Source organism: Sphingopyxis sp. CCNWLW2, from assembly GCF_037095755.1.
Lineage (GTDB): Bacteria > Pseudomonadota > Alphaproteobacteria > Sphingomonadales > Sphingomonadaceae > Sphingopyxis.
The window spans coordinates 294,158-310,478 of the sequence record NZ_JBAWKJ010000003.1 but is presented as its reverse complement, the minus strand read 5'-3'; the positions used below and the strand labels follow the sequence as shown (position 1 = coordinate 310,478).

Below are 16,321 nucleotides of genomic sequence, written 5' to 3'. Positions count from 1 at the left end.
CCGTTCTTCTAGGGGGCAGCTTCTATACTGACAATGGATAAGCTGAGCGGCCGGTTCCACCGGCAGTTGATCAATCGCCCCGCTTTGCCTAAGGCGCTCGCAACTCCGACTCCCCAAGGAAAAAGGCTGAACGCATGGGCAAGATCAAGGTAGCCAACCCGGTCGTCGAACTCGACGGCGACGAAATGACCCGGATCATCTGGCAGTGGATCCGCGAGCGGCTGATCCTTCCCTATCTCGACATCGATCTTCATTATTACGACCTCGGCATCGAGGAACGCGACCGCACCGACGATAAGATCACCGTCGAGGCCGCGAACGCGATCAAGAAGCATGGCGTCGGCGTGAAGTGCGCGACGATCACCCCCGACGAAGCGCGCGTCGAGGAATTCGGCCTGAAGAAGATGTGGAAGTCGCCGAACGGCACGATCCGCAACATCCTGGGCGGTGTCGTCTTCCGCGAACCCATCGTGATGAAGAACGTCCCGCGCCTCGTCCCCGGCTGGACCGACCCGATCGTCGTCGGCCGTCATGCCTTCGGCGACCAGTATAAGGCGACCGACTTCCGCGTCCCCGGCCCCGGCAAGCTGCGCCTGGTGTTCGAAGGCGAGGACGGCACGCTGATCGACGAGGAAGTGTTCCAGTTCCCGTCGTCGGGCGTTGCGATGGGCATGTACAATCTCGACGATTCGATCCGCGACTTCGCCCGCGCCAGCCTGAACTATGGCCTCGCGCGCCAGTGGCCGGTGTATCTGTCGACCAAGAACACGATCCTGAAAGCCTATGACGGCCGCTTCAAGGACCTGTTCGAAGAAGTGTTCAACGCCGAATTCAAGACGCAGTTCGACGAGATCGGCATCGTGTACGAACATCGCCTGATCGACGACATGGTCGCCTCGGCGCTCAAGTGGAGCGGCAAGTTCGTCTGGGCCTGCAAGAATTACGACGGCGACGTCCAGTCGGACACCGTCGCGCAGGGCTTCGGCTCGCTCGGGCTGATGACCAGCGTGCTGATGACCCCCGACGGCCAGACGGTCGAATCGGAAGCCGCGCACGGCACCGTCACGCGCCACTACCGCATGCACCAGCAGGGCAAGGCGACCTCGACCAACCCGATCGCATCGATCTTCGCCTGGACCGGTGGCCTCAAGCACCGCGGCAAGCTCGACGACAATGCCGCGCTGATCAAGTTCGCCGACGACCTTGAAAAGGTCTGCGTCGCGACGGTCGAAAGCGGCAAGATGACCAAGGATCTGGCGCTGCTGATCGGTCCCGACCAGAACTGGCTGACCACCGAAGGTTTCTTCGAGGCGATCGTCGAAAATCTCGAAGCCAAGATGGGCGCATAACAACCAAAAAGGTTGGGATAGTCCTCTAGCCAATCGGGGCCGGCCTGCATAAGGTCGGCCCTTATGGTATCGGAAACAGAAACCTCCGCCACCGGCAACGCGCTGGTGGTCCTCGGCGCCGCGGGCATCGTCATCCCGGCGTTCGCGCGCTTCCGGCTGCCGCCCGTGATCGGCTTCATCCTCGTCGGCCTGCTCGTCGGACCGTCGGGGCTCGGGGCGCTCACGAGCGATTATCCGTGGCTGAAGCACATCACGATCGGATCGACCGAGGACATCGCGCTCTTCGCCGAATTCGGCATCATCCTGTTGCTGTTCTCGATCGGGCTCGAGCTGTCGTTCCGGCGCCTGTGGCAGCTCAGGAAGCTGGTGTTCGGCATCGGCGCGGCCGAACTGCTGCTCGGCGGGACAATCCTCGGCGGCGCCTTATGGCTGGTCGGCGGCTATTCGACCCCCGCCGCCTTCGGGCTTGGCATCGCCCTCGCCCTCTCCTCGACCGCGCTGGTGCTCCCCATCGCGGGCACCAAATCGGCGGTCGGCCGCGCCTCCTTCTCGATGCTGCTCTTCGAGGATCTGGCGATCGTCCCGATCATCTTCATTCTCGGCGCGCTGGCGCCCAGCGCCACGGGCGACAATGCCGAACTGCTGCTCACCACGCTGTGGCAAGGCGCCGTGGTCGTCGCCGCGCTCGCGATCGGCGGCTGGTTCCTGCTGCCGCGCATCTTCGCGCAGGCCGCACGCGCGAAAGACCCCGAACTCTTCCTCGCCGCCAGTCTGCTCGTCGTCATCGTCGCCGCGCTCGCGACCGCCGCGGTCGGGCTGTCGCCCATCGTCGGCGCCCTGCTCGCCGGCCTGATGATCGCCGAGACCGAATATCATAACGAGGTCGAGGCGATCACCGCGCCGTTCAAGGGCCTCGCGCTCGGCGTGTTCCTGATCAGCGTCGGCATGGGGCTCAATCTCAGGACGATTGCCGACCAATGGCCCCAGCTCGTCGCGGCGGTCATCGGCGTCGTTGCGATCAAGGCGATCGTCACCGCGGCGCTGCTGCGCTTTTCGAACGTCGCGCGGCGCGGGACGGCGGCCGAGGTCGGCCTGTTGATGTCGAGCCCGTCCGAAACGACCTTGATCGTGCTCGCGACCGCGCTCCAGGCGCAGATCATCAGCCGGGACACCGCCGAATTCTGGCAACTCGTCACCGCGATCGGGCTGACGATCACGCCGCTGCTCGCGCGTGTCGGCCACGACATCGCGCGGCGGATCGAGATGCGCACCGGCGATACGCAAGCCGAGGAAACGCCCGAGGGCCGGACGGTGATCGTCGGCTTCGGCCGCGTCGGCCACACCGTAGCCGAACTGCTGCGCGAACATGGCCGGCCCTATGTCGCGGTCGACGCCGATATCGACACCGTCGCGGCGGCGCGGCGCGATGGCTTCATCGTCCGTTTCGCCGACGTCGCGCGCCCGGGCAGCCTCGACAAGCTGGGGGTCGAAACCGCCAACGCCATCGTCCTCACCATGGACGACCCGGTGCAGCAGCTCAGAATGACGCGCCAGCTTCGCCAGAAATATCCCGACTTGCCGATCATCAGCCGCGCGCGCGACGCCGACCATGCCGCCACCCTCTATCAGGCAGGAGCGAGCGACGCGGTGCCCGAGACGCTGGAAAGCTCACTGCAGCTCGCCGAGGCGGTGCTCATCGACCTCGGCGTCGCGATGGGGCCGGTGATCGCGTCGATCCACGACGTTCGCGCCAAGATGCGGCACGACATTATGACCAAGGGCCAGCTGGAACGCGAGCCGCGCATCCGCAAGACCCGCCGCCCCATCGAGAGCAGCAAGAAGGCTTAACGCCCGCCCGCCGCGGGCGCCGAAGCCGACGCTGTACCCAGCGCCGATGCCTCGGCGAGCGTCATCCCCTTGGGCAGGATCGCCAGCGACCATTGGCGCGCGGGTGTCAGATATTGCCGCGCCAGCCGCTGGATATCGGCCGAAGTGACCGCCGAAATATCGTCCTGGATCGACAGCGCGGCCGCTGTGACGCGCGGATCGCGCGTCGCGCCTTCGAGCAGGAACATCCAATAGACATTGCCCGTCGACGCGCGCGCGACCTGCTCGCGGATCGGCCCGGCGTTGCGCGCCAGTTCGTCGGCGGTGATCGGCTTTGCGACCAGGTCGGCGGCGATGTCGCGGGCGATACCGTAAAAGCGATCGAGATCCTTCGGTGCGAGCAGACTGCCGACGAGCAGATAGCCGCCAGTGTCGAAGCCCGTCGGCCAGTGGCTGTCGACCACGGGGCCATAGCTTGCGCCCTGCTCGGCGCGCAGACGATCGAACAGGCGGTCGTTGAAGATCGCCGCCAGCACTTCGAGCCCGCGCGCGTCGCGCGGGCTGGCGAGGCCGCCGCCGGTCGGCCAGGCGGTCATCGCCGCCGCCTGCCCCTGCTCGCCGCGATGGTAAGCGATCTCGGGCACGGTGACATGTTTGGCAAAATCGACGCGCTGGCCGGCGGGCGGCGCGAGGGTCTGTCGCGGCGGCAGCGCGCCGAGCGTCTCGGCGAGGATCTTCTTATAGTCGACGGTTTCGAGGTCGCCGAAAATCTGCACCTCGATCGGCCCGCTGGCCAGACGCGGTTCCCAGAAAGCGCGGAAGGCGGCGGGGGTCAGCGCCTCGATCTGCGCCTTGTCGGGCGCGGCCCAGCGCGCGTCATTGTTCGTCAGCCAGCCGCGCAGATTGCGGTCGAGCACCGCGTTGGGCGTCGCGTCGTTGAGATCATATCCGGTGAGGAAACCGATGCGCAGCCGTTCGACCGGCGCCGGATCCCAGCGCGGCTGCGCCAGTTTGCCGGCGATCAGCCGCATCTGGTCGGCCAGGTCGGCGGGCCGGCTTTCGGCCGACAGTTCGAACGCATCGTCGTCGATCGCGAAATTCATCTGGATCTGCCGGCCGTTGGTCAGCTGGTCGATCTCGTTCTGCCCCCACGGGCCGATACCGCTCGCGACCAGCGCATAGTCACCGGTCCAGAGCAGGTTCGGCGCGTCGGCGGCGACGCTGCGGTTGCCGGTGCCAAAGCGCACATTGACGCGCACCTTGCCCGGCTCGACCTTGTTGTTCGAAACGAGCGCGGTAACGCCATTGGCGAATTCGATCCGCTCGGCGCGCAGGCCGAGGAGGGCGCTGGTCGCGGCGATCGTGCCCGGCTGGCCGATCGCCGGCAGCTGCTTGAAATCGGCCTTCACCGCCGCCAGCCGGTCGTCGCGCGCGGTCACGGGTGCCTTCAGCGCGGCCAGCACTGCGGCATCGCCGCCCGCGGGCGTTGGCGTGGTCAGCACGACGCGGGTGACCGGCGCGGCAAAGATCGCCTTGCTGATGTCCAGCATCACCTTCGGCGTCGCCGAGGCGCGGATCGCCTTGAACATGTCGACCTGCCCCTGCGGGCTCGTTACCGTTTCGTTGATATCGACCGCCCGCACCATGTCGTCAGCGAGCCGCGCGCCGGGCTCGTTGCGCGCATTCTCCAGCTCCTTGACCAGGAACGCCTGAATCTCGTTCGCCTCGCGGTCGATGTCGGCCTGCGACGGCGGGTTTTTCACCGCGTCGGCGATCACGCCGCGCACGTCGGCAAGCGCGGCTTTCCAGTCGCTCAGGGGAACGATCGACGCCATCGTCACGTCGACGCTGCGGCTGACATATTGCTGCTCGACCGTCGCGACCAGATAGCTGCCGCCGCTGCGCGCGCGGTTTTCCAGCCGGCGATTGACCAGCGCCTGCGCGATGAATTCGAGATAGAGCCGCCGCGTATTTTCGACCGTGTCGATGCGCTTCTTCCACGGGCGCACCATCGCCAGCGTCAGCGCCAGCGGCTGGTTCGCCTCGACGATCTCGCGCGCCGCGGGTTTGGTCGGGTCGGGCTTGCCGAAATCGGGATTGGCGGGGTTCGGTCCGTCGGCTTTCCAGTCGCCATAATATTTCGCGACCAGCCCGGCGAGCACCGCCGGATCGGCATCGCCGACGATAACCACGACCGCCCGGTCGGGGCGATACCAGCGATTGTGGAAGGCGGCGACCGAGGTCGCGCTCGCCTTGCCGAGCGACGCCGTGGTGCCGATCGGCGAGCGGTCGCCAAGCAATTGCCCTGCGAACAGATGCGCGTTGGTCGCGTCGGCAATCCGCTTTTGCGGGCCGTCGGCTTCGCGCAGTTCTGACATTACAACGCCGCGCTCGGCGGCGACCGCGAGTTCGGAGATGCGCGGTTCGCGCACCATGCCCGACAGCAATTTCATGCTTTCGTCGAGATTGGCGGGCGTCACGCTCGGCAGGTCGAGTTGATAGACCGTCTGCGTCGGAGTCGTCTGCGCGTTCGAATCGCTACCGAAGGTAACGCCGAACCGCTGCCAGATGCGCTTGGCTTCGCCATCGGGAATATGCTCCGACCCGCGGAAGGTCAGATGTTCGAGCAAATGGGCGTAACCGCGCTCCTGTTCGGTTTCGAACATCGAGCCGACGTCCATGCGGACGCGGATCGACACCTGCCCCGGGGGAACGCCATTGTTGCGCACGGCATAGCGCACACCGTTGGGAAGCACGCCGAACTGCCACGCGGTGTCGCGCGGAATATCGCTGCCGACATACAGCCAGTCGCCGCTTTTCGCCGGGGCGCCGGCGGTTTTCGTCGCCGTCCCTTGCGCGCTGACGGACGGCCCCGTCAGCAGCAACGCAGCAGCGGCGCCGGCAAGGAGAAAAGATCGGGTCAAACTAAGCGGCGCGCGCCGGGAGAAAGTGAACATTGCCCCATCTTATCGCCTTCGAACCTTGCTGGCCACTGAACTGTCATGCGGCTTGTCCTGCGGACGCCATCGGCTTAGCCAGAAGCCATGACCGAAGAACCCGCTCCCCTCGCCGCCCTGATCCAGATGACCAGCGGTATCGACCCCGCCGTCAATCTCGCGACGATCGACCGCGCGATGGGCGAAGCCGCGGCGCACGGTGCCGCGATGGCCTTTCTTCCCGAAATGTCGCTGCTCCTCGACCGCGAGCGCGCGCGATCCGGGGCGCATTTGGCTAGCGAAGCCGACAGCCCCTGGCCCGCGGCGCTGCAGGCGTTGGCGCAGAAGCACGGGATATGGCTGCATTCGGGATCGATGCCGCTGCTGGCCGACGATGGCGAACGCCGCGTCAACCGCAGCCATGTCATCGCCGCCGACGGCAGCATCCGCGCGCGTTACGACAAGATCCATATGTTCGACGTCACCCTGCCGTCGGGCGAAAATTGGCAGGAATCGGCGGCCTATGCCGGCGGCGACGCCGTGGCGGTCGTCGAAACGCCGCTCGGACTGATGGGACTCAGCATCTGTTACGACCTGCGCTTCCCCGAGCTTTACCGCGCGCTGGTCGATCGCGGCGCGACGGTGATCGCCATCCCCGCCGCCTTCACCGTGTCGACGGGCGAGGCGCATTGGCATGTCCTGATGCGTGCACGGGCGATCGAAACCGGCTGTCATGTCGTGGCGGCGGCGCAGGGCGGCGCGCATGAAGACGGCCGGCAGACCTTTGGCCACAGCCTTGCCGTCGATCCCTGGGGTATCGTTCTGGCCGATGCCGCAAGGCCGGGCGACGCGCACGCCGAGGGTTATGCGCTGACGCTCGCCCCCATCGACGCGGCCGCCGCCCACCGCGCCCGCCAGGCGATCCCGCTCGCGCGATCACGGACGAACCGGACCGTCGCACTCTGACCCTGCATCATCGCGCCTTGGCGACGCGCAGGTGTTCACCACCCGGAATAAACAAAGGGCCCCGAGCGAAGCTCGGAGCCCTTTGCGAAAGTCTGGCTAGCCAGAACAGCCGTTATTACGGGCTGGTCGGCTTGTCGTCGTCGTTGTCCGACGCGATGATGATGCCGCCAACGACAGCAACGAGAGCGAGGACAGCGATGATCCAGCTCGTGCTGCCTTCGAGTTCGCTCTGGCCGTCAACGGCCGAAGCTGCGCGGGCTGCGGGAGCAGCCGACGCGGCAACCGGCGCCGCAATCATCGAGGTCGCTGCGAGAGAGATCGCAGCTTTCTTAAGCAGGTTCATCATTTTCTCCGTCCACTGGATTACTTTTGTCGAATCACACCGGCGAAGTTTCCCCCGGTCTGCTTCTGCAGCGCCTTATTAGGCACGGCGTTCAGCAATTGCAACGACGTTTTGCCCTACCCCGGTAAATCTTAGTAAATCATAAATAGGGGAAAAGTTGTTGCTTCGAACGCTACTTATCCGCGCCGTACGCGCTCGAAGGATTCGCTCGTAACAGGATAGCCGAGATGCCCGGGGATGCAGAGATAGGACTGCCCCTCGCGCTCCTCGACCCATGGCGTGATGAGCTCGACCGGAAACTGGCCGGAATGATCGGAAAAGCTAGAAAAATCCATGACTTGAGCCAGGCGTTCGAGATTGCGACGGGTTGGGAAGATCACCGACACGTCGCCGCGGTCGGCCATCGCCAGCGTGGCCTTCGCGCTCGCCCAGAAAATATGGCTGTGCTCGGCCTCCTCGACCGTCAGCTCGTGGCTGTGCGGCGGGGCGACGACGGCATAGAAACGCGTGTCGAACGTCCGCGCCTCTTTGAAATTGGGGCACCATCGCGCGAAAGGGACGAAGGATTCCAGTGCGATTCGGTCGCCGCGCGCTGCCAATATGTCCGAAAGCAACGTTCCGGCGAGCAACGCCTGCCGCACCTCGGCGACGTCGCTTTCGTCCAGCGCCGGCCAACCGACCGCGAGGCCCGTTTCCTCCAGCGTCTCGCGCAGCGCCGCGACCCGCGCCGCGCCGTCGGCTTCGTCGATGCCCGGCCCGTACAGACGCGCCACCCGATAATCGTCGGGGTCGACGCGGCCGCCGGGAAACACAACCGCCCCGGCCGCGAAAGCCATGGCGACCGACCGCTTGACCATCAATATCTCGTCAGCGCCGCCGTCGTCCGCCGGCCGCATGATGACCAGCGTCGCGGCGGGAATGGCACCGTCGGGCAAGATCTCGGCGGGCGGGGTCGTCGGGGTATTTGTCATGGCCAAGCGATAACCCCGCCGCATCCCCTTGTCATCCCGCATTGCGGGCACGCGCGGACGGGTGCAAGATGACGCTCGACCAAGGGATCCGGGACGGGGAGCAGGGCATTGGGAATCGTCGAGATTTTGGGCGTCGCGGGCAGCCTCAGCCTCCTTGCCGGCTGGCGGCTCTACCTCACCATATTGGCGACCGGCACCGCGATGCATTTCGGCTGGCTGCCGCTGCCCGAACATCTCGCCGCCTTACAGGTGCTCGCCAACCCATGGGTGCTCGGCGTCGCTTTTGTCGGCACCCTCGCCGAGTTCCTGGCCGACAAGATCGCCTGGGTCGATTCGATCTGGGATACGGTCCACAGCATCGTCCGTCCGCTCGGCGGCGCGCTGCTGGCGCTGGCGCTGGTCGATTCATCGGATCCGGCGTGGCAGGTCATCGCCTTTCTGCTCGGCGGCGGCGGCGCCTTGCTGAGCCATGGCGCCAAGGCGACGACGCGCGCGGTCGTCAACGTCAGCCCCGAACCGTTCAGCAACGCCGTCGTGTCGACCGGCGAAGATGTCGCCACGGGCGGCCTGCTGGCGCTCGCCATCGCCTATCCGCCGCTGGCCATCGTCATCGCGATCCTGCTCGCGGTTGCCGCCGTCATCGTCATCATCGCACTGCGCCGGCTGCTGCGCAATATCAAGGCGACATTGAAGCGCGCTCTGGGCGACGAACCGCCGCCGCAATTTGATGCTTAGCGTTTTGGTAACATTCAGTTTATAGGCTTGACGGACAGGGGGGCATACCAACCCGAAAGGGAATGAGGACGCATGCCCCCCAAATCCATATCGAAGCCGCTCGCCCCACGCCGGAAGCATTTGCTCCTGTCGACCGCTGCCGTCGGCCTCACGCTGACGCAGGCGTCGCCGGCGCTTGCGCAATGCGTCTTTACGCCCACCGCGGGTGACGACACCCACGGCTGCAGCAGCGGCACCTCCCCTGCCGGCCTGAACGATCCGGGCGGCAACAACCAGTTGACGCTCCCCGCCGGTGGAACCGGGATCATCGCCGGCAATGTAACCTTTGGCGGAGGGACCGACGCCGTCGTGATGGATTCGGGCCGCATCAACGGCGGCGTCGATCAGGGCAATGGCGACGACCGTTTCCAGATCAGCGCCGGGACGGTCACCGGACAGGTGCAGCAAGGCGAAGGCATCGACGATTTCGTGATGACCGGCGGCGAGATCAACACGCTCAACCAGGGCGGGTCGATGGACACCTTCCTCATGTCGGGCGGCCGCATCGTTGACGCGTTCGACGACGGCGACACGGCGCGGATGACCGGCGGGCGCATCGGCCGCGTCAATATGAAGCTCGCCGACAATCTGTTCGACATGTCGGGCGGGATCATCGATCGCAATCTCGTCGCCGGATTCGGCAACGACACGATCATCCTGTCGGGCGGCACGATCGGCGGCAATATCAGCGTCTCGGGCGGCACCGACAGCGTGACGATCACCGGGGGATCGGTCGGCGGCGACGTGCTGCTCAGCGTCGGCGCCGACAGCTTCACCTGGGACGGCGGCGGCATCGTCCATGGCACGGTCGACCTCGGCGGCGACAATGACAGCGCGCGGCTGGTGGATCTGACGGCGGCGCATCTTGGCCGGTCACCGCGGATCACGGGGGGCGAAGGAACCGACACGCTCACCTTCGACAATGTCACAAGCGGTGGAATCGCACGCTTCGACGGCTGGGAACTGATCCGCGCCACCAACGATAGCGAACTGACCTTCGATGGCTTCCTGACGCTTGGCGATGCGGGGACGGGCACCGGCCGTTTCGAACTCGACGCGTCGAGCACGATCTTCGGCGGCGGCCTTCAGGGAGGGATCGCGGCCTTTACCGCGGGACAGCGCGCGACGCTGGTGAACGCCGGGCGCATCGATCTGACCAATGGCGGCAATACCCCGGGCAACAGCTTCACCGTGCGCGGCGACTATGTCGGCAACGATGGCCTGCTGCTGATTGATACCGTGCTCGGGGGCGACAACTCGCTGTCCGACAAGCTGGTGATCGACGCGGGTGCCGCGTCGGGCACAACGGGAATCACCGTGCTCAACGCCGGCGGCACCGGGGGTGTCACGGCGCAAAACGGCATCCTTGTCGTCGAGGCGATCAATGGCGGAACGACGGCGAGCGGCGCCTTTGCGCTCAACCACCGCGTCGCCGTCGGCGCCTATGAATATTTCCTGTTTCGCGGCGGCACGACCACCGGCACCGGGCAGAATTGGTATCTGCGCTCGACCTTGCCGCCCCCGCCAGCACCCGCGGCTCCCCCGCCGCCCGAGCCCGCGCCCGCGCCGCCGGTCTTGACGCCGCCGCCACCGGCGCCCGCCCCCGAACCGCTGCCACCCGAGCCGCCGGCACCGCCGCCGCCGCCGGTGCCCGCTCCCCCGCCCCCGCCGCCCGAGCCGACGCCGGTCGATCCCGACCCGGTCGATCCCGCGCCGCCGGTGACCGTGACCGATCCGCCGCCGGCGCCGACGCCCGAGCCGCCGCCGGCGCCCGAACCCGCCGCACCGCCGCCGCCGCCCGAACCGCCGGCCGAACCCGCGCCGCTACCGCCGCCGACCCCCGACCCGGCCGCCGAACCGCCGACGCCCGGCGCGACACCGGCCGTTGCCGCGGCCGGCGAGGTCGTTCCGCTCTTCCGGCCCGAGGTCGCGGCCTTTGTCGCGGCAGTGCCCGTCGCGCATCATTTGGCGTCGGCGACGCTCGGCACCTTCCACGAGCGCCGCGGCGAGCAGGCGCTGCTGCGCGGCGGCGGTGTGCTGCCCGCGACATGGGGACGCGTCTTCGCCGAAAATAGCGACATCAAATGGGGCGGCGACGTCGCACCCTCGCTCGACGGCGACCTCTCGGGATTCCAGATCGGGCAGGATTTCGCCGGCTGGGGCGAGGATGGCGGGACGAACATTCGCCTGGGCGCCTTCGTCGGACGCTCGTCGACCGACGGCACCGTCCGCGGCGGCGCGCTCGGCTGGAACGACCTCACCGTCGGCCAGATCGATGTCAAGGCGACGAGCCTTGCCGGTTATGCGACGCTCGTCGGGACAAGCGGCTGGTACGTCGACCTGGTGGCGATGCACAGCTGGTTCGACGGCGAAGCCGCCGCCAGTTCGGGCATGGCAATCGACGTCGACGGCACCGGCTGGACCGCGTCGCTCGAGGCCGGATATCCGATCGCGCTCTCGGGCAAGTGGACGCTCGAGCCGCAGGCGCAGCTCTTGTGGCAGCAGGTGAAGCTCGACGACCGCGCCGACGCCTTCTCGGCGATCGATTTCGCCACGGGCGATTCACTTACGGGGCGCGCCGGGCTGCGCCTCCAGGGCGAATATGGCGGCTTCCAGCCCTATCTCCACGCCAGCCTGTGGCACGGCTTTTCGGGCGACCAGTCGACGCGTTTCGGCACCGATCCGATCCGCACCGACCTCGGCCGCACCGAGGCCGAGGTCGGCGCCGGGCTGATCGCACGCCTCGGCGACAGCGTCGCGGTGCATGTGAAGGGCGATTATGCGTTCGACGCCGACGGGCCGCGCAGCCGGCGCTATGGCGGCACGGTCGGGGTGACGATCCGCTGGTAGGCGTCAGGCGGGAAGCAACGCTTTCAGCGGGGTTTCGGTGTCGGCGAGCTGCTCGGCCGTCGCCACCAGCCCCGCGGTGACTATCATGCGCCCCTGGACATAATCCTTGGTCGCATTGACGCAGTCGATCGCGATGACTTTGCCCGCCTTGAGGTAGACCACCGAGAAGCTGCGCGTGGCGGGATCTCCGCGCAGCACCGCCTGATCATGCCCGGTCGAAAGACCCGCGGTCTGGAGCTTGAGGTCGTACTGGTTCGACCAGAACCAGGGGATGGCGTGATATGGCGCTTCGTCGCCGACGATGCCCTTGGCGACGACATTCGCCTGGTCATTGGCGTTTTGCACCGATTCCAGGCGGATCTCGGCGCCTTCGGCGAAGTGATTCGCATGCGCCGCGCAGTCGCCGATCGCATAGACGTCGGGCAGGCTCGTCTTGCACAGGCGGTCGACGCGCACGCCGTTGGCGCAGTCGGCGCCCGCGGCGATCAGCGGTTCGACCGCGGGCACGATACCGATGCCGACGATGACGAGATCGGCGGGGATCACCTCCCCGTCGGCAAGTCGGACGCCGGTGACCTTCGTCTCGCCCTCGATCGCATCGACACACACGCCGAGGCGCAGGTCGACGCCATGATCGCGGTGCTCCTTCTCGTAAAAGCGCGACAGGTCGGCGCCCGCGACGCGCGCGAGTACGCGATCGAGCGCTTCGAGGAGCACGACCTTCTTGCCCGCCTTGCTCAGCACCGCCGCGGCTTCGAGCCCGATATAGCCGCCGCCGATCACGACGATCTGGCCCGCGGTTTCGGACGCCGCCTTCATCGCGTCGGCATCGGCGCGCGTGCGCACGCCCTGCACGCCGGGCAAGTCGCCGCCGGGGATCGGGAGCATGCGCGGGGATCCACCAGTCGCCCAGACGAGCTTGCCATAGCCGATCGTCTCGCCGCCATCGGTGGTGACGGTATGGGCGGCCGGATCGACGCTCGCGACGCGCTTGCCGAGCAGCATCGTGACTTCGCGCTCGTCCCAATATTTGGCGGGGCGCAGTTGGATGCGTTCGAATTCCTTCTCGCCCGCGAAATATTCTTTCGACAGCGGCGGGCGTTCATAGGGGAGTTCGGGCTCGTCGCCGATGATCGCGATGGTCCCTGCGAACTTCTGCGTGCGCAGCATGATCGCCACCTGCGCTCCGCCATGACCCGCGCCCACTATCACCACGTCGAACTGCATCGTCTTCGTCTCCGACTGCTCGCCGGTGCCCCTCGCACGCGTCCGCGACCGAGGCAAGCCGCCGCGGCCTCGCCATCACGAAAGAAAATCTTGAAGGTCGGCGAAGGCCGTTCAGTCCGTCAGCCCGGCGAGCCATTCGGCGATCATCATACGCCCCGCCGCCACCGCGGAAGGACCATGCCGCCGATGGAGGTCGCGCATTCCGTTCACGCTCCCGCCAGTTTCCGCCAGCGCATCGGGCCATTGGCGCAGCCATTCGTCGAACCGCGGATCGAGCCCCATCTCGCCGTGGAACTGCAGCGCGAGGATATTGTTACCGCGGCGGAATGCCTGATGCGGATAGGCCGGCGTCGACGCCAGCAATTCGACGTCATCGGGAAGGTCGAAGGTGTCGCCGTGCCAATGGAGGACCGGCACGCCGGCAAGGTGGCGCAGCGGCGATGACGTGTCGACAAAGCTCAGCGGGTGAAACCCGACCTCCTTCGCCGGCCCCGGATAAACCCGCGCGCCCATCGCCGCGGCGATCATTTGCGCCCCGAAACACACGCCGAGCGTCGGCCGCCCCGCGTCGAGCCGGCGTGCCAGGCGCTTCATCTGGCAGGCGATCCACGGATGCGCGTCCTGCTCATAAACCCCCATCGGACCGCCCATCATAATGAGCAGGTCGGGCTCGCCCAGATCGACCGCGCCAAAATTCGTATCGGATACGTCGAGGCGCGCGAGCGCATATCCCGCGGCCTCGATCGGTTCGCGATATCCGGCGATCCCCTCGTGCGGGACATGGCGGATGATGAGTCCGGTTCTGGTCTTTTGCTGCGATGGCATTTCGGGCGATGAATCGAGTGGTTGCTGCGCTGTTTCGAACGCACCCTGTCTAGCCAAGCCATCGCCCCGATGTCACTCTACCAAAGCAGTAGAGATACTGTTGCGGCCCGTAGCTGAGCTTGGCTCCGTTCGCTACGGGCCGCCATTGGCCGTCAGGCCAGCTCGGCGACAAGCTCTTCCAGTTCCGACCCCGTGACGGCGACGACTTCGCCCAGCTTCGCCGCGATGATCGCCGCCTGCCCGGGCGGAAGCCCCGCGACCGTCACTTCGATCCGCATATGCGTCGGCAGGACCTGCATCGCCATCGCGCTCGGTACGATCGACCGCTGCGCGAAATAATTGGCGACGCGCGGCAGCGATTGCGGGTCGAGGATCGCGTCGACATGGAAGCGGTGCATCAGGCCGCCTCGCGCTGCGCGCCCGCGATCACCTCTTCGGCCATCTCGTCGGCGACCAACGCGGGCGAGCGGCCTTCGCGCGCCGCGCGTTCGAGGAGCGCGCCGACGCGCGGCGCGATTTCGGCGACGCGAAGCTTCACATCATCTTCGTCCTCGCCCAGATATTCGGCCGACACGTTGATGATGCCGCCCGCGTTGACGACATAGTCGGGGGCATAGGCGATCCCGCGTTCGAGCAGCAGCGCAGCGACGTCGGGGGTCGCAAGCTGGTTGTTCGCCGCGCCGCAAACGAGCTTCGCCTTCAGCCGGGCAACGGTCTCGCGGTCGAGCGCGCCGCCGAGCGCGCAGGGCGCGAAGATGTCGGCCTCGACTGAAGCGATCTCCGAAACGTCGACGACCTCGGCGCCAAGCACCGCCTTCAGCCGATCGCGGCGCGCCGGATTGACGTCGGCGATGACCAGCCGCGCACCCGCATCGGCGAGGCGGCGGCAAAGGTCGGCGCCGACATTGCCGGTGCCCTGCACCGCCACCGTCAGCCCCGCCAGATCGCGCCCCAGTGCGAACTCGGCGGCGACCTGCATCGATTCGAACACACCCTTGGCGGTCCACGGCGATGGGTCGCCCCCCGCACGTCCCGCAACCGCGGGCAGTCCGGCGACATGGCGCGAGACCGCGGCGACCTCCTGCATGTCCTCGACCGATGTGCCGACATCCTCGGCGGTGACATACATGCCGCCCAGATTTTCGACCGCGCGGCCGAAGGCGCGGAACAGCGCCACCCGGTCGAACTCGCCCTCGGGACGCCGCAGCACCGCTTTCGCGCCGCCAAGCGGCAAGCCGGCAAGCGCATTCTTGTAGCTCATGCCCTCGGCAAGCCGCACGGCGTCGCCCAGCGCCTGCTTCATATCGGGGTAGGACCACAGGCGGCAACCGCCCGCCCCCGGGCCCAATGCGGTCGAGTGAATCGCGATGAATCCGTCGAGCCCCGCTTCGAGATCATAGAGCCGCACGCATTCGAGCGGCGGGGCCAGACGGGCAAGACGGACGACCATGAAACATACTCCTTTGATTGAGCGTGCCTTGTCGCATTTCCGCCTTGGGCATTCTTGATCGATTATCGGTCGCCCATGCCCATTTTTGCATGTTATGATCCAAAAAATTGTCATACGAGGATGAAATGACCGCTCTTGACCCATTCGAGATAAAGATTATCCGCGAATTGCAGCGCGACGCGAATCAAACCACGGCCGAAATCGCCGAGCGCGTCGGGCTGTCGGTTTCACCGTGCTGGCGCCGCATCGACCGGCTCGAACGCGAGGGCTTCATCAGGAAGCGCGTCGCGATCATCGACCGGCGCAAGGTCGGGCTCAACGCGCATGTGTTCGCGCAGGTCAAGCTCAACGCCCACGGCCGCGCCAACCTCGACGAATTCAGCACCGCGATCCAGGGGTTCCCCGAGGTGCTCGACGCCTATGTGCTGATGGGGACGACCGATTTCATGCTGCGGATCGTCGCGAAGGACATCGACGCCTATGAACGCTTTTTCTTCGACCAGCTGAGCAAATTGCCGGGGATACAGGAAATCAATTCGACGGTGGCGCTGTCCGAAATCAAGGCGACGACCGAACTGCCGCTGGGTCAGGATTAGGCACGGGACTGCCCCCGCTTTGCCCGTGTCGAATGCGAACACCGAATCCTGCGCAAGGATGCTTGTTTTCATCCCAAGGCGCTGCTAGTGGCGCCCCTCGTTGCCGCTTTAGCTCAGTTGGTAGAGCACATCATTCGTAATGATGGGGTCACAGGTTCGAGTCCTGTAAGCGGCACCACCACCTTCCCCGAAAATCGCCAGAGAAAA

13 protein-coding genes and 1 tRNA gene are annotated in these 16,321 nt (G+C 66.5%); 7 read left to right on the top strand and 7 right to left on the bottom strand.

From position 1 onward, the window contains the following. Nucleotides 1-134 precede the first annotated feature (134 nt). The gene (locus V8J55_RS18865; RefSeq protein WP_336447139.1) at nt 135-1,349 is read left to right on the top strand and encodes an NADP-dependent isocitrate dehydrogenase; all 1,215 of its coding nucleotides are present in this window, start codon (nt 135-137) and stop codon (nt 1,347-1,349) included. A gap of 63 nt (nt 1,350-1,412) precedes the next feature. Then, nucleotides 1,413-3,197 (top strand): cation:proton antiporter domain-containing protein, encoded by a 1,785-nt coding sequence (locus V8J55_RS18860; protein WP_336447138.1) that lies wholly within the window; start codon nt 1,413-1,415, stop codon nt 3,195-3,197. On the opposite strand, the gene V8J55_RS18855 is transcribed toward V8J55_RS18860, so the two are convergent. Next, nucleotides 3,194-6,100 carry a M16 family metallopeptidase gene (locus V8J55_RS18855; RefSeq protein WP_336447137.1) on the bottom strand — a complete coding sequence of 969 codons (2,907 nt, stop codon included), beginning with the start codon at nt 6,098-6,100 and terminating at the stop codon, nt 3,194-3,196. The genes V8J55_RS18860 and V8J55_RS18855 overlap by 4 nt on opposite strands. Before the next feature lie 120 nt (nt 6,101-6,220). Between V8J55_RS18855 and V8J55_RS18850 the strand changes: the two genes are divergently transcribed. Then, on the top strand, nt 6,221-7,078 hold the full coding sequence (locus V8J55_RS18850) for a carbon-nitrogen hydrolase family protein (protein WP_336447136.1): 858 nt from the start codon (nt 6,221-6,223) through the stop codon (nt 7,076-7,078). 115 nt (nt 7,079-7,193) lie between these two features. Here V8J55_RS18850 and V8J55_RS18845 read toward each other — a convergent pair whose 3' ends face one another. Both V8J55_RS18845 and V8J55_RS18840 read right to left on the bottom strand, forming a co-directional pair. Then, nucleotides 7,194-7,421 carry a hypothetical protein gene (locus tag V8J55_RS18845; protein ID WP_037517451.1) on the bottom strand — a complete coding sequence of 76 codons (228 nt, stop codon included), beginning with the start codon at nt 7,419-7,421 and terminating at the stop codon, nt 7,194-7,196. 176 nt (nt 7,422-7,597) lie between these two features. Beyond that, nucleotides 7,598-8,392 carry an NUDIX hydrolase gene (locus V8J55_RS18840; protein ID WP_336447135.1) on the bottom strand — a complete coding sequence of 265 codons (795 nt, stop codon included), beginning with the start codon at nt 8,390-8,392 and terminating at the stop codon, nt 7,598-7,600. 108 nt (nt 8,393-8,500) lie between these two features. Here V8J55_RS18840 and V8J55_RS18835 point away from each other — a divergent pair, with 108 nt between their 5' ends. Both V8J55_RS18835 and V8J55_RS18830 read left to right on the top strand, forming a co-directional pair. Beyond that, nucleotides 8,501-9,127, top strand: coding sequence for a DUF4126 domain-containing protein (locus V8J55_RS18835; protein ID WP_336447134.1), 627 nt, complete (start codon nt 8,501-8,503; stop codon nt 9,125-9,127). A gap of 72 nt (nt 9,128-9,199) precedes the next feature. Beyond that, nucleotides 9,200-12,016 carry an autotransporter family protein gene (locus V8J55_RS18830; RefSeq protein ID WP_336447133.1) on the top strand — a complete coding sequence of 939 codons (2,817 nt, stop codon included), beginning with the start codon at nt 9,200-9,202 and terminating at the stop codon, nt 12,014-12,016. A gap of 3 nt (nt 12,017-12,019) precedes the next feature. On the opposite strand, the gene V8J55_RS18825 is transcribed toward V8J55_RS18830, so the two are convergent. The 4 genes from V8J55_RS18825 to V8J55_RS18810 form a co-directional block, all read right to left on the bottom strand. After that, entirely contained in the window at nt 12,020-13,243 is a 1,224-nt protein-coding gene (locus V8J55_RS18825) for an NAD(P)/FAD-dependent oxidoreductase (RefSeq protein WP_336447579.1), read from the bottom strand. A 111-nt stretch (nt 13,244-13,354) separates the two neighbouring features. Next, nucleotides 13,355-14,068, bottom strand: coding sequence for a glutamine amidotransferase (locus V8J55_RS18820; protein ID WP_336447578.1), 714 nt, complete (start codon nt 14,066-14,068; stop codon nt 13,355-13,357). 152 nt (nt 14,069-14,220) lie between these two features. Next, nucleotides 14,221-14,466 carry a hypothetical protein gene (locus V8J55_RS18815; protein ID WP_336447132.1) on the bottom strand — a complete coding sequence of 82 codons (246 nt, stop codon included), beginning with the start codon at nt 14,464-14,466 and terminating at the stop codon, nt 14,221-14,223. Continuing rightward, entirely contained in the window at nt 14,466-15,518 is a 1,053-nt protein-coding gene (locus V8J55_RS18810) for a Leu/Phe/Val dehydrogenase (RefSeq protein ID WP_336447131.1), read from the bottom strand. Before V8J55_RS18810 ends, V8J55_RS18815 begins: the two co-directional genes overlap by 1 nt. Nucleotides 15,519-15,643: 125 nt before the next feature. Between V8J55_RS18810 and V8J55_RS18805 the strand changes: the two genes are divergently transcribed. Next, nucleotides 15,644-16,114: an Lrp/AsnC family transcriptional regulator gene (locus tag V8J55_RS18805; RefSeq protein WP_336447130.1), complete on the top strand. Its 471-nt coding sequence runs from the start codon at nt 15,644-15,646 to the stop codon at nt 16,112-16,114. 102 nt (nt 16,115-16,216) lie between these two features. Then, nucleotides 16,217-16,292 (top strand) — tRNA-Thr (locus V8J55_RS18800). Nucleotides 16,293-16,321 lie beyond the last annotated feature (29 nt).

Bases quoted from the DNA above. Each gene is read 5' to 3' on its own strand.
- V8J55_RS18865 (WP_336447139.1), top strand. From the start codon at position 135: ATGGGCAAGATCAAGGTAGCCAACCCGGTCGTCGAACTCGACGGCGAC.
- V8J55_RS18860 (WP_336447138.1), top strand. From the start codon at position 1,413: ATGGTATCGGAAACAGAAACCTCCGCCACCGGCAACGCGCTGGTGGTC.
- V8J55_RS18850 (WP_336447136.1), top strand. From the start codon at position 6,221: ATGACCGAAGAACCCGCTCCCCTCGCCGCCCTGATCCAGATGACCAGC.
- V8J55_RS18845 (WP_037517451.1), bottom strand. From the start codon at position 7,421: ATGAACCTGCTTAAGAAAGCTGCGATCTCTCTCGCAGCGACCTCGATG.
- V8J55_RS18840 (WP_336447135.1), bottom strand. From the start codon at position 8,392: ATGACAAATACCCCGACGACCCCGCCCGCCGAGATCTTGCCCGACGGT.
- V8J55_RS18830 (WP_336447133.1), top strand. From the start codon at position 9,200: ATGCCCCCCAAATCCATATCGAAGCCGCTCGCCCCACGCCGGAAGCAT.
- V8J55_RS18825 (WP_336447579.1), bottom strand. From the start codon at position 13,243: ATGCAGTTCGACGTGGTGATAGTGGGCGCGGGTCATGGCGGAGCGCAG.
- V8J55_RS18820 (WP_336447578.1), bottom strand. From the start codon at position 14,068: ATGCCATCGCAGCAAAAGACCAGAACCGGACTCATCATCCGCCATGTC.
- V8J55_RS18815 (WP_336447132.1), bottom strand. From the start codon at position 14,466: ATGCACCGCTTCCATGTCGACGCGATCCTCGACCCGCAATCGCTGCCG.
- V8J55_RS18810 (WP_336447131.1), bottom strand. From the start codon at position 15,518: ATGGTCGTCCGTCTTGCCCGTCTGGCCCCGCCGCTCGAATGCGTGCGG.
- V8J55_RS18805 (WP_336447130.1), top strand. From the start codon at position 15,644: ATGACCGCTCTTGACCCATTCGAGATAAAGATTATCCGCGAATTGCAG.